Annotated in this window: 10 protein-coding genes; 2 read left to right on the forward strand and 8 right to left on the reverse strand. The window is 69.0% G+C overall.

The window, feature by feature from the left end:
* Positions 1–144 precede the first annotated feature (144 nt).
* Both ACWF0M_RS37150 and ACWF0M_RS37155 read right to left on the reverse strand, forming a co-directional pair.
* Entirely contained in the window at positions 145–357 is a 213-nt protein-coding gene (locus ACWF0M_RS37150) for a hypothetical protein (RefSeq protein WP_452240461.1), read from the reverse strand.
* A 13-nt stretch (positions 358–370) separates the two neighbouring features.
* On the reverse strand, positions 371–3,340 hold the full coding sequence (locus ACWF0M_RS37155) for a type 2 lanthipeptide synthetase LanM family protein (RefSeq protein WP_452240462.1): 2,970 nt from the start codon (positions 3,338–3,340) through the stop codon (positions 371–373).
* Positions 3,341–3,645: 305 nt separating this feature from the next.
* Here ACWF0M_RS37155 and ACWF0M_RS37160 point away from each other — a divergent pair, with 305 nt between their 5' ends.
* Complete coding sequence (locus tag ACWF0M_RS37160) at positions 3,646–4,674, forward strand: MsnO8 family LLM class oxidoreductase (RefSeq protein WP_452240463.1); 1,029 nt, start codon at positions 3,646–3,648, stop codon at positions 4,672–4,674.
* A gap of 34 nt (positions 4,675–4,708) precedes the next feature.
* Entirely contained in the window at positions 4,709–6,169 is a 1,461-nt protein-coding gene (locus ACWF0M_RS37165) for an NAD-dependent succinate-semialdehyde dehydrogenase (RefSeq protein WP_452240464.1), read from the forward strand.
* Here the strand turns inward: ACWF0M_RS37165 and ACWF0M_RS37170 are convergent.
* From ACWF0M_RS37170 to ACWF0M_RS37195, 6 genes are all read right to left on the reverse strand, one after another.
* A complete protein-coding gene (locus tag ACWF0M_RS37170; RefSeq protein ID WP_452240465.1) occupies positions 6,156–7,025 on the reverse strand; it encodes a polysaccharide deacetylase family protein in 870 nt (289 codons plus the stop codon). The genes ACWF0M_RS37165 and ACWF0M_RS37170 overlap by 14 nt on opposite strands.
* A gap of 4 nt (positions 7,026–7,029) precedes the next feature.
* Positions 7,030–7,764, reverse strand: coding sequence for a 3D domain-containing protein (locus ACWF0M_RS37175; RefSeq protein WP_452240466.1), 735 nt, complete (start codon positions 7,762–7,764; stop codon positions 7,030–7,032).
* Between the two features lie 91 nt (positions 7,765–7,855).
* Positions 7,856–10,291 carry a glycoside hydrolase family 2 protein gene (locus tag ACWF0M_RS37180; RefSeq protein WP_452240467.1) on the reverse strand — a complete coding sequence of 812 codons (2,436 nt, stop codon included), beginning with the start codon at positions 10,289–10,291 and terminating at the stop codon, positions 7,856–7,858.
* Positions 10,292–10,361: 70 nt separating this feature from the next.
* Positions 10,362–10,970: an SGNH/GDSL hydrolase family protein gene (locus tag ACWF0M_RS37185; RefSeq protein WP_452240468.1), complete on the reverse strand. Its 609-nt coding sequence runs from the start codon at positions 10,968–10,970 to the stop codon at positions 10,362–10,364.
* Complete coding sequence (locus ACWF0M_RS37190) at positions 10,967–12,064, reverse strand: Gfo/Idh/MocA family protein (protein ID WP_452240469.1); 1,098 nt, start codon at positions 12,062–12,064, stop codon at positions 10,967–10,969. Before ACWF0M_RS37190 ends, ACWF0M_RS37185 begins: the two co-directional genes overlap by 4 nt.
* The gene (locus ACWF0M_RS37195) at positions 12,061–12,810 is read right to left on the reverse strand and encodes a sugar phosphate isomerase/epimerase family protein (RefSeq protein ID WP_452240470.1); all 750 of its coding nucleotides are present in this window, start codon (positions 12,808–12,810) and stop codon (positions 12,061–12,063) included. Before ACWF0M_RS37195 ends, ACWF0M_RS37190 begins: the two co-directional genes overlap by 4 nt.
* Positions 12,811–13,272 lie beyond the last annotated feature (462 nt).

The following is a 13,272-nucleotide window of genomic DNA, read 5'->3' on the forward strand; positions in this document are numbered from 1 at the left end:
GTCGGCTACGGGGTGTGATTGTTTGCCACCTTAAACTTTTGTTGGTTGTCAGCGATGGCTTTTGGGCGGGGGGCGGGCCGCCTCCGGAGGCGGCCGGCCACTACGTCAAACGTTCGCTGGCGTCGTCAAGGCGAATCGTCGGACTTACGTGGAGCCGTTCGGCCAGCCGTTGGGGACCATGACGGCGGCTGCCGCCGCGCTCAGGCCGACGACTCCGACGAGGGCCATCGCGCGCGCGCCGACCTTGTGCCGCATCGGCAACGTGATCGGTCCGAGCGGATCGGTGCGGTCCGGCGCTGCGGACTGCTCGTCGGCCGGCTGGTGGTGCTGAACATCGTGGTGCTGCTGGGCGGTCATGCTGTTCCCCTTGTCACAGTGTGGGCTCTGGTGCTGTGCCACACCTCGCCCCGGCGGTTGGTTCGAGCAGCAGCACGGACGGAACCCGCTCGGGGAACGCAAGTCGGAGCAGTCCGTACCCGATCCCTGCCAGACCGGTCAGCAGGCCTGGAGACGGTACGGCGTTCGGTGTCCCGCATTGCGGTCCGTACTGCTGTACTGCCGCGAGCACCAGCCCGGCACGACGTCGTCGTGCCGCCTCTGTTGCTGGGTACTCACGTGCGGCGAGCCACAGCAGTGGCTCCACCGCGCCGAGCTCGCCGTGGCACAGACTCAGATCGGCGAGCACCGGACGTTCGGTTGCGGCCCTCAGATAGGCGTCGAGGTCCGCGGGTACTCCGGTCGCGGCCCGCGCCAGCGCGGTTCCCGCGTCACCCGAACACCAGCCGGGTCCACCCGGACCGTCGCGGCGATCCAGGTCGGCCGCCGTACGAGCCGCGTCCAGGTACCGGTCGCCGGGTTCGCCGTACTGGCCGAGCGACCACGCGATTCCCTGGAAGCCGCGAGCGAAGCCGTGGGCCGCTGCTACTCGGCCACGGAGTCCGCTCTCGACGGCTGTCACCAGCTGATTCGCGTAGCGCTCGGCCAGTCGGCCGGCGGCCGGAAAGCCTTGCACTGCTTGCATTGCGGCCAGCCCACCCGCCGCACCTTCGGCGTACGACGGGAATTCGGTGGGGTCCGGGTCGAGCCGTTCGCTGAGCTCCAGCGACGCGGCCAGCCAGTTGGCGAGCTCGGGGTCGGCGAGGAGCGCGGACAGCCGGTTGAGCCCGTAGCTGATCCCTCCGAGCCCGTGGAAGCCCGGGCCGACCAGGCGGGCCGACTCCGGGTCGCCGGCCAGGGCCTCGAGCAACTGAGGGATCGGACGGATCGCATCACGGGCCAACTCGCAGTACTTGTCCGCTCCGGTCAGTACGCCGGCCTGCGCGAGGAACAGCGCCGTACCGGTGTAGCCGTTGGACAGTCCGGCGCCCATCTGATGGACGGCCCAGTGGTGGTCGTCGAGCAGTTCGAAGCCGAGCCAGTTGGCCGCACCGCCCGGGTCGCTGACCACCTGCGCCATGACCTCGTCGGCGATGTCCACGGCCGCGGCCAGGAGTTGCTCGGGGTCCGGTACGGTGGCGCCGACATGTGGCCGGCTGGTAGTGGCGGCGTGCGTGATCGGCTCCGGGCGCACGGCGAGCGATGCGGAGATCAGCCACGTCTGGCGGTGCTCGTCGATGTCGTCGAGGCTCGCGACCTTCGCCTGGACCGCGGCCAGGCCCTCGGTGGCGAGGACATCGGCAACACGCGTGCCGTCGGACGCCCAGACGTCCCGGCTGTCCGGGCGAGCGGTGAACAGCGGAATGTCGCCCGCCCACAGGTCGGCCAGCTCGAACGGGACGATCGCCTGCAGCGACTCGTCCGCGTCCCACAGCAGCTCGAGCAGCTGATTGCGGCCCGCCGCGTCGCGCAGCGCGTCCGGATGCGTCGACTCGTCCAAAAGGCTCCGGTACAGGCTGGTCGGGCGGGCCACGACCCGCATCTGGTCGGCAGCACAGGCCGCGAGCAACCCGTCCGTCCCCAGGAACTCGTCACGGTGCCGGGCAATCGCCTCATACGCGGCCCGGAATCCGGTGAGCAGGGCGGTTTCGTGATCCCGCGGCTCCATCAGCTGTCCGTCGAGCATCGGACGGTTGGCGGCGCTCCGGGTCTGCCCAGGTCGCCGTACCAGGTGCATCGAGTCCAGACCGGCGTCGGCCCAGTCGGCCACGCTCGCGGAGGTGACCGAGTCGGGATGCCCGCCCAGTCCGGACAGGTCCGTGACACCGTGCTCACCCGGCACGAGCAGCGGCAGCAGCGCCGTGCGGTACACCGATCCGACGAGCGATCGGTGCGCTGGATCGAGGGTCAACGCGAACACCGGCACCGGACTGGGGTGGAACAGCGTCTCGACGTCCACCAGCACCGGCTGGTCGCCCGCGGCGATCAGGTTCTCCAGGTGCATGTCCGTGCCGTCGAGCACGTAGAGCAACGCCAGCAAGGCGCCCTGCCGCTGGTAGAACCGCCGTACCCCGGCCGGGTCGGAACACGCCTCGTGGACGACGTACTCCAGCCAGCCGTAGCCGTCACGGGGGAGCAGCCGGACCGTGCGGATGCCCAGCGATGCCTTGGTGTTCAGCCAGTCCACGAAGGTGTTGAAGTGCCGATGCAGCTCGAGCGGCCGGGGCTTGTAGATCAACCGCCGGCCGTCCGCGAAGGTGAGGATCGCGGTGCAGCGTCCGCCGCGGTGCGGGTCGCCGCTGGGCTCGATCGCGGTCAGGGCACCAGGGTCCCGGCCGTCCAGCAGTCCGGTGACGAGTGACTCACGGTCCTCGGCGAGCCGTGCCAGTAGCTCGAGGTGTCCCTCGAGGCTCTGCCGGCACGACTCGCCCAGGACCCGGGCCAGCACCGGGTACGTGGCCAGGAACTCCGCCAGCTCGCTCCCTCCGACCAGCCGGTGGGTGAAGTCCAGGAAACGTGCGGCGGGGGTGTCACCGGCCAGCTCGCCGCGGTCGCGGGCCCGGGCGAGCTCCAGGACCAGGGTCCGCGCGGCCAGCTTCACCAGCTGGAGGCCGAGCCGGTCCAGGAACTCCTCGCTGACGGCTCCGGTATGGCCGGCCGCGGCCAGGTCCTGGCGGGCCGAATCCAGCAGGGGTGCAAGGCAACGCATGAGCGCCTGCCGCCAGTCCGTGCCGGACCCACCCGTTGCCTCGGCCGCCCCACCTGAAGTGTGGCCGCCGGTGACACCGGTCCCTGCAGGGTCTCGACCGGCGGCAGGCGCGCTCGGTGGGAGAGAGGTACTGCGCTCCACGTACTCGGCCCAGGCCGGCGCGGACCGGGTGAGGGCGTGGATCAGCTCGTGCGGCCGCAGGCCCGCGGACCACCAGATGTCTGGCTGGTCGGTGCGGATCGCGGAGTTGAGCACGCGCTCAGGCTGCCACCGAGCCCTGGGTGCGGGCATGGGTACTCAGCCCCCATATTTTCGCTGTAGTCAGCACATAGACGGCCCGTGGTGGCAGCAGGCCGGTAGACCGGAACGATGCCTGCGCAGTACCGTCCGGAACAAGAGCACCGGACACCCAGATTCACCCCGCGGAAACACCCCCTGCGGATGGGGGCAGGCGGCAGGGAAGTTGGGGGCCGAACCCCCATGCGGATCGGGCCTGTCGCTGCGACGGTGGGCTGGTGCTCACTCCACCCGTTCCCGGTCTGCCTGTCTCGGCTCACTCTGTGCTGGACGTCGTACCGCAGCTGCCCGGTCAGTCGGCTGCGGCCGCGCTCCGGGAAACGGCGGAGGTCGCACTGGCCGCTGATGACCTCGGGTACCGCCGGTTCTGGATAGGAGAACAGCATGGTGTCCGAGGCGTCGGCGGTGCCGCACCGGCGGTGCTGGCAGCCGTCCTGGCGGCACGAACGGACCGCATCCGGCTGGGAGCCGGCGGGATCCTACTGACCAATCACCAGCCGCTGGTCGTGGCAGAACAGTTCGCTGCACTTGCCGCGGCGTACCCGGGTCGGATCGACCTCGGTGTGGCAGAGCAAAGCAGCGTTGCACCTAGTACTGCGGCTGCACTCGCCGGCGGCGCGAGTGACACGTTTCCGCAGCGGCTGGACGAGTTGTGCGGCTTCCTGGGCGACGGAACGCCAGGACGTGCGCCGGTAGGCGACGTACGGCTGTCGCTGGCCGGACAGCCGCCACCTGTGTTCGTGCTGGCCGATCGCCCGGCTGCTGCGATGACAGCCGCCGCACGTGGGCTTCCTCTGTTTCTCACGCATCACTGCGCGGCGGAGACGACAGCTGCTGCGATGGCGGCGTACCGCGAGCACTTCGAGCCGTCCGGCCCGAAGACGCGGCCGTACATCGCTGCCACGGTCGGAGTGGTGGCAGCGGACTCGGACGAGGAGGCGGTGATCCGGTTCGCGGAGTATGTCCGGGTGCAGGCCCGCCTGGCCGCTGCGGGACCGCGCACGTCGCCGAGGGACCTGGTGGCGTTGCTGGAGCCCCCGCTGACCGGACGCGAGCGTGGCCGAGCCGAACGGCTGCTGGACTATCCCGGGCACGTCGTCGGCTCCCGTACGACCGTGGCGGCCGCACTGGGCGAGCTGGTCGCCGCGACGACCGCGGACGAGATCATGCTCGTCCCGCTGGCCTTCGACGGACTGATCCGCTCATCCATCCTGCGCAACGTCGCAGCCGCCCTGACCCGGGTCGTCCGCACAGTCCCGAGGTCCGCACCGCCCCTCACCGCCACGGCCTAGTCTGGGTACTGCCGACTAGTTGAGAGGCAGGCTCATGTCCCGAGAGCGCGAAGTCGTCGAGTCTTGTCCGACCGAGTTGTTCATCGGCGGCAAGTGGGTCGCAGCCGACGGCGGCGGGACCCTCGCCGTCGAGGACCCGGCCACCGGTACGACGCTCTGTGACGTGGCGGACGCGAGCCCGGCCGATGGCATGGCTGCTCTGGACGCCGCGGTCGCCGCGCAGGCCGAATGGGCCGCGACGGCACCACGGGAACGCGGCGAGATCCTCCGCCGTACCTATCAGCTGATGACCGAGCGGGTCGACGACCTCGCGCTGCTGATGACGCTCGAGATGGGCAAGCCGGTCGCCGAGTCCAAGGGAGAGATCGCCTACGCGGCCGAGTTCTTCCGCTGGTTCGCCGAGGAAGCGGTCCGGATCGACGGCGGCTACCAGATCGCGCCGAACGGTGCGAGCCGCTTCCTGGTGATGCGCCAGCCGGTCGGCCCGTGCCTGCTGATCACACCGTGGAACTTCCCCGCCGCGATGGGTGCCCGCAAGATCGGACCGGCGGTCGCGGCCGGCTGCACGATGGTGATCAAGCCGGCCGCGCAGACGCCGCTGTCGATGCTCAAGCTGGCCGAGCTGATGACCGAGGCCGGGCTCCCGGCCGGCGTGCTCAACGCGGTCACCACGCACGACGCGGGCGGCGTGATGGAGCCGCTGATCCGCGACGGCCGGGCCCGCAAACTCTCCTTCACCGGCTCGACCCCGGTCGGCCGCAAGCTGCTCGAGCAGGCGTCCGAACAGGTGCTGCGGACCAGCATGGAGCTCGGCGGGAACGCGCCGCTGCTGGTGTTCGAGGACGCCGACCTGGACAAGGCCGTCGAAGGCACGATGCTGGCCAAGATGCGCAACGGCGGCGAGGCCTGTACGGCGGCCAACCGGATCTACGTGCAGTCGTCGGTGCTGGACGAGTTCGCGACCCGCCTGACCGAGCGGATGTCCGCGCTGAAGGTCGGTCGCGGCACCGAGGACGGTGTCGACGTCGGCCCGCTGATCGACGGCTTGCAGCGGGACAAGGTGGCCGACCTCGTCGCCGACGCGATCGCGCACGGCGCCCGCGCGCTGACCGGCGGATCAGTTGCCGAGGGCAAGGGGTACTTCTTCCAGCCGACCGTGCTGGCCGACGTACCGCGGACCGCCCGGCTGCAGAAGGAGGAGATCTTCGGGCCGGTCGCACCGCTGACGGCGTTCGAGACCGAGGACGAGGCCGTGCGGATGGCCAACGACACCGAGTTCGGCCTGGTGTCCTACCTGTTCACCAAGGACCTGAGCCGCGCGCTCCGGGTGTCCGAACGCCTCGAGGCGGGGATGATCGGCCTCAACCAGGGCATCGTCTCCAACCCCGCCGCCCCCTTCGGCGGCGTAAAACAGTCCGGCCTCGGCCGCGAAGGCGGCACCATCGGCATCGACGAGTACCTGGACGTCAAATACGTAGCAGTCAACGTCGACTGACCAACTGCGTCACGGTGACCAGTTCGTAGCCGCGGGCTCGGAGCTCGCGGATTATGGGGGCTACTGCTTGGGCGGTGTACGGCGCGTTGTCGCCGCCGTGCATGTGGAGTACGACGATCGACCCGTTCTGCACGTGGTCCAGGACCTGCTTGACGATCGGCTGCGCTGACTTGGCGAACCCGTCCGCGCCCGGCACGTCCAGACCGACTGCTGTGACACCGGCCGGTGCCAGCTCGTGTAGTGCGGTGGCGTCGTAGCAGCCGCCGGGGAAGCGGAACCACCTGGTGGCGTGCGGATCCAGCTGGTCCAGCTGCACGACGGCCCGCCGTACGTCGGCCAGCATCTGACCGCGCGGCACTGTCCCGAGGGTGTAGCAGTGCTTGGTGAAACCGCGGTGGTCGTAGGTATGCGTCCCCAGCTCGAACAACGGGTCGTTGGCCAGCTGTCGTGTGATGTCGGGGTACTGCTCCATCCACATCCCGGTGAGGAACATGGTGGCCGGCACCTGCATCGCTCGGAGCTCGTCGACCAGGGGCTTGTTGTAGTACGAGTGCACCTTGCCGCTCAGCAACCGGCGACGCATCAGCGCAGTCAGGTCGGCGTCGAACGTCAACGCGACCCGCTTCTTGTCCCGCGGCCCGTGGTCGAGTACCGGCATCACCTGAGCGTTGCTCGACGCACCGGGCCGTGCCCGGACCGGCGTCGCCGTCGGCCTGCCCGGCTTCCACGGTCTGAGCGTGGTCGGCTGGAGCTGCGGTGTCTCGCTGACCACTCCGGCCGTCGGCTTGGTGTCACCGCACCCGGCAACAGCTGCCAGCAGCAACGCACCGACAGCTACACGCTTCCCCCAGGTCACGCCCTCACTCTACGGTCAGTGTGAGTCGCTGGATGCCCCAGTTGTCCGCGTCCGGGCCTGGCGGGAACCACACGTCGACGATGTCGTCCTTGATCCAGCTGCCGATGTCGGCCGCGTAGCAGTGGCCGTAGCCGGGGACGTACAGCCGCGTACCCCACGGGATGATCCGGGCGTCCACAGCGCAGATACCGGTGCCCGCGTTGTAGCCGAGCGCGGTCTGCGCGACGTCGTTGTACGCCGAGACGCGGTAGTTCAACGTGGTCCCGGCCGGCATCCGGTACGCCAACCGGTTCGAGGCATCCAGCCGGTACGACGTACTGATCTGACCGATCGACGACGCCGCAGTGTCCTCGGCCGTCATCGCGTACACCTGGTAGTGCGCACCGTCGCACGGGCTCGCGTCAGTGACCTGCAGCGTCGGCTGACCCCAGTCACTGATCCACTGCAGCGCCTGCCCGTTCCGGAACGCCCGGTACGCCTTCGCGCCGGCCACCCGGTTGAACGTGAACGTCACCTTCCCGTCCGTACCGAGACCGCCGTTGATCCCGCTCGGCGCAGGCAGCCGGCCGCTGACGTCGTACGGCGGTGCTGTCGTGCCGTTGCCGTGGCCGCCGGAGACTGGTCGGTCGGGGATCGGTCCGGTGTAGAAGTGCTGGCAGGCGGGCAATGCCGCGGATGCGGTCGCCGGAGCGACGAGAAGCGACGTGAAACTCAGCAGGACGACGGCGATGAAGCGCATGGCGGCAAGACCTCCGAGGTGGGGCGGGACCTTGAGGTATCACCCCCAAGTAACGGTCCCGCCCCGCCTTTAGTCAAGGTCTCGACGTAAATCAGTTCAGCAGGTCGTTCGCCGAGCGCAGCACCGGTACGTCGACCTGCTCCGGAGCGGCAGCGCCCGTCACGTGGAACGTGTGGCTCTCGCCCGCGGACAGGGTGACGAGGCCCGAGTCGACCCGCGCCGCCGCATCCAGCCGGTCCGGGAACAGCGCCAGGTCCTTCGCCAGTGCGGTCGCGGTGACCGTCACGTCGTACCCGCTCTCGGTCGGCGTGACCTCGGCGGTGTAGGCGTTGCCCGCGAGCTGCAGCTCGGTGTCCTCGACGAAGTACCAGTACGCCGTGACGCCGTCAGCGGCGCGCACCTCCAGGTACTCCTTCGTGGGACTCTCTGCGACCGTGACGGACTCGGGCAGCTCGTTGACCACCGCCGACCGAGCCGCGATCTCCACGCCGAATGTCTCCCGCGCCAGCACCCCGTCGCCCACGATCGACCGTCGAGTGATGGTCACCTCGGTTGACCACACCGAATCGGTGTCGTTGTGCGCGGCAACTACCAGCTCGTTCTCCCGAGGCTGCACGGTCAGCAGCCGGTCGGCGTACACGCGCTTCAACGCGTACCACAACGGCTTCCGGATCCCGTGCCCGTCGACGGCCGCCCAGGAGACCACCGGCCAGTTGTCGTTCAGCTGCCAGATGACCGCGCCGGTGTTCAGCGGGAAGAGGCTGCGGAAATGCTCGATGCCGTAGGCAACCGCCCGCGCCTGGTTCAGCTGCGTGGTCCAGTGCCAGTCGTCGATGTCCTTCCAGGCCGGCAGGTGGTCGCCAAGACCGCGCTCCAGCTTGAGGTTCCCCTCGAACGCCTTCTGGTGCACCAGCATCTGCTCGCCGTAAGGATCCAGCGGCGAGTCGTGCACGACCGACGTCAGTGTCGACCACGCCGGCGGCCCCTGGAACCCGAACTCCGACACGAACCGCGGCTTGTACTTCCGGTACGTCGTGTAGTCCACCTGGTTCCACACGTCCCAGATGTGCATCGTCCCGTGCCGGTCGTCGTTCGGGTGGATGAACTGGTCGAACGAGTACGGGCTGCCGGGCGAGTACGGCGTCCGTGGGTCGAGCTCCGCGACGATCTTGGGCAGCAGATCGAGGTAGTACCCCGCGCCCCACGGCCGCCCGGCGAGCGGGACCCGCCAGCCCCATTCGACGTACCCCCAGATGTTCTCGTTGTTGCCGTTCCAGACCGCGAGGCTGGCGTGCCGGCTCAACCGCGTGACGGCCTCGCGAGCCTCGGCCTCGACCTCGCTCCAGAGTGGCTCCTCCTCGGAGTACGCCGCACACGCGAACAGGAAGTCCTGCCAGACAAGGATTCCGAGCGCGTCGCAGACGTCGTAGAAGTCTTCGCTCTCGTAGATTCCGCCGCCCCAGACCCGCAGCAGGTTCATGCCGGCGTCGACTGCGTCCTCGATGCTGGCGCGGTACGTGTCCGCGTTCAGCCGCGTGACGAATGCGTCGTCGGGGATCCAGTTCGCGCCGCGGACGTAGATCGGTTTGCCGTTCACGGACAGCACGAACGGCGTACCGTCGTTGTCCGGGGCAACGTTCACGGTGATGTCCCGGAAGCCGACCCGGCCCGTCCACGTGTCGTCGGCCAGCGTCACCGTCACGTCGTACAACGGCTGTTCGCCATATCCGCGCGGCCACCAGAGGTCTACCGCGGGGACCCGGTTGGTGAGGACGACGGTGTCGGTGCCGGGCTTGATGCTCGCGTACTGCGTCGTGCCGCCGACCTCCACGGCGACGCTCGCGTACTCGGCGGCAGTGTCGGTCCAGACCAGCGAGACAAAGGTGTTGAGGACACCGTCGGCGCCCGCGAGCGGGCGGACCGAGTTGATGCGCACGCCGGACCAGGACTCGATCCGGATCGGTCGCCAGATCCCCGCGGTGGCGACGTCCGGACCCCAGTCCCAGCCGAAGTTCGAGGCCATCTTGCGCAGCTCGTTGTACGGGTGCAGGTTGGTGTGCGGCCAGCTACCGACCTTCGCCCGCTCCGCCTCGGCCGCCGCCACCGGACCCTCGAACTCGACCACCAGCTCGTTGTCCCCGGCAACCAGTACGCCGGTGACATCGAACCGGTACGAGCGGTGCTGGTTCGCGGTCCGGCCGAGTTCCTGCCCGTTCAGCGTGACCGTCGCGACCGTGTCCAGACCCTCGGCCACCAGCTCCTGCCGCTCGTTGCCATCGGCAACCCAGGGAAACGTTGTCTGGAATTTCCAGCGGGTCCGGCCGATCCAGTGCAGCTGCGACTCGTTGTCGCCGTCGAACGGGTCCGGGATCTCACCGGCGGCGAGCAGATCGAGATGCACCTCGCCCGGCACGGTCGCCGCAACGGCGCGACCGATCAGGCCGTCAGGCGCCGGACCGTCGACGGCTTGCACGGTCCAGGCAGCACCGCCGTCGGTGGTCAGGTCGAAGGTCTTGAGTGATGTCACAGTCGGACTCCAGAGATGAACCGGTTTAGTAGAACAGCACCGCTCCCCGCGAAACGAGGAGCGGTGAACGTCAGGCGTCCAGGACGTACCGTCGCCACAGATCGGCGAGGGCACGATGTCCGGCTGCGGACGGGTGTACGCCGTCGCCGGCAAGCGCTGCCGCTCCGACGGACACGGCTTGCTTGGTCAGCTCGACATCGGTCGGCACCAGGATCGCGCCGTACTCGACGGCCAGCTTCCGGACCACGTCGAGCTTCGGGTCCAGGTCCTCGCGCCACTCGTCCTGCCCGTCCTTCACCGGCAGCAGGAACGGCTCCATCAGGACCACGGGACACGACAGCGGGTCGAGCAGTGCCCGGTACGACGCCTCGAAGTCCTCAGGTGTCGTCGGGTCGTCCTCGTCGTACCGCCGCCAGGTGTCGTTGATCCCGATCAGGATCGACACCAGCGACGGGTCGTGGGCCAGCACATCGGCGGCCCACCGGGCGGCCAGGTCGACCGCCCGGTTGCCACTGATGCCGGCGTTGACGATCACCGGCCGGCCTTCGCCGAGATCGTCGTACAGGCTGCGGACGTACCCGTTGCCGAGGCCGTCGGGGTCGGTACGGTGGCCGCAGTCGGTCACCGAGTCCCCGGCGAACACGACGGTCCGCCGGGGATCGAGGAGGATGTTGGTCATAGCGTGGCTGCGGTGACGTCCCAGTCGTCCGGCAGGATCGGAGCGACCTCGACCGTGCTGTTCACGTCCACGAACGTGCCGGTGTCGATCGAGTCGGTGATGGAGGCCATCACGTCGACGATGTGGAACGCCAGCGCCCCGGTCGCCCGGTGCGGCCGGCCCGCCCGGATGGCGCGCGCCATCTCGAGTACGCCGGTACCGCGCTGCGCGACCGCCTTCGTCTCGGCGATCGTCTCCCAGTCCTCCGCACCGCGACGACGGATCTTGATCGCACCGTCGAAGCCGTTCGGATCCGGCACGGCGAGTGTCGCCTCGGAGCCGGTGATCTCGACGAACCCGGCCCGCGGCAGCGGCGAGTCGAAGCTGAAGATGCTCTGCGACGACTGACCCGACTCGAACTTCGCGATCGCGCTGACATGCGTCGGCACGGTGACGTCGAAGTCGGTTCCCGCCAGTGGACCGGAGCCGATGGTGCGCTTCTCCCGCGACTTCGAGCCGAGCCCCGCGACCGCGGCGACCGGACCGAAGAGCTGGACCAGCGTGGTCAGGTAGTACGGGCCGATGTCCCAGAGCGGACCCGCGCCTTCCTGGAACAGGAACGCCGGATTCGGGTGCCAGGACTCCGGACCGGGGGACTGCATCAGGGTGAGCGCGGTCAACGGCGTACCGATGTCGCCGCGCTCGATGATCCGGCGGGACTCCTGCAGACCCGGGCCCAGGATCGTGTCGGGTGCGCAACCCAGCCGCACGCCCGCGTCCTGTGCCGTCGCCAGCAGTTTCAGGCCGCTCTCCTGATCCAGCGAGAACGGCTTCTCACTCCAGACATGCTTGCCGGCGGCAACCGCCGCGAGGGCCACCTCGACGTGCGCGACCGGGATGGTCAGGTTGACCACGATCTCGACGTCCGGGTTGTTCAGCACCGCCTCGGGACCCCCGTGGGTCTCGATGCCGTACTGCTCGGCCTTCTCCTTGGCCGCCTCCGGCCGCAGGTCACCGATCGCGACGACCTTCAGGTCCGGAAAGCTCTGCATGCTCTTGATGTAGGCGTCCGAGATCACCCCGGCGCCGACAACGCCAACACCGACTGCCGTCATTCAGGTGCACCCTCTCCGGTCAGGAACGCGTAGCTGCCCGCCACCGCGTCGAGGATCTCGCCGGAGAAGTCGTCCAGCTCGACCACCCGCAGCGCCTGCGGCGCAGCGGCCAGGATGTCCCGGACCGCGATGCTGCCGTCGCCGACCGCGACCTGGGCCTTGTTGTCCAGGGTGCCGTCGCCGTCCTTGACGTGGATCGCCGTGACCCGGTCGCCGAACTTCTTCAGCAGCGCCGGTACGTCGGCGCCGCCGACCGCGGCCCAGTACGTGTCCACCTCGAGGATCACGTCGTCGGACAGGTTGTCCACCAGGATCTCCAGCGCGTGCACGCCGCCGATCTTCGACTCGAGCTCGAAGTGGTGGTTGTGGTACCCGACCGTGATGCCGTGGCTCGCGGCCTCGACCGCGGCCTTGTTCAGGCCGTCGGCGATGACCTTGATCTCGTCGGCCGACTGCCAGCGCGCCGGGTCGGTGTGCGGGTCGATGACCGTGGTGATGCCGAGCCGCTCGGCGGCGGCGTAGATCGGGGCGCTGTCGTCGCGGAGCAGGCCGGCGTGGGTGGTCGGAGCCGAGAGTCCGTGCTTGGGCAGCGCCTCGGCCAGCCGGTCCGCGAAGGCGGTGACACCGAAGGGCTCGACCTTGGTGTAGCCGATCTCCGCGATCCGGGCCAGGGTGCCGTCGAAGTCTTCTTCGAGCTTGCCCCGGACCGTGTACAGCTGGAGGGACAGGTGGTCCTTTGCGACCATGGTTTCTCCTTGTCGGCGGCGCTTCACCCGCTGCCCTGGGGTCAACGCCGATTGATAAGCCGAACCGGTTAAGTAACGACGGCAACCGTATCCCAATCCGCCCCGTCCACACCACCCTCCGCCCAACGAGTGGGCGGTCACCAACAGCTTCCCCACCCGCCCCCACCCTGTCCCACCGACCACCCAACGGGGGATATCCCCTGGCGTCGTGGGTTCTCCGTTGGTGCACCAGGGGAGAACCCCAACAGGAGGGGATATCCGTCGGTGTTGTGCCTTCTCCGTTGGTGTTAGAGGGGAGAACCCACAACACCAGGGGATATCCGGCTCTTGTGACTGACGTGTGGGTGGTCGACGGGTTCCAGGGTGGTGCCGGGCTTGGTGTGATGTGCACGCTCGACAGGAGGTGTCGAGTGGCCGGGTAGTGCACCTGAGCGTGAACGCGCCTGTGCGTACACCGTCTCA

It is taken from the genome of Kribbella sp. NPDC055110 (assembly GCF_053607525.1).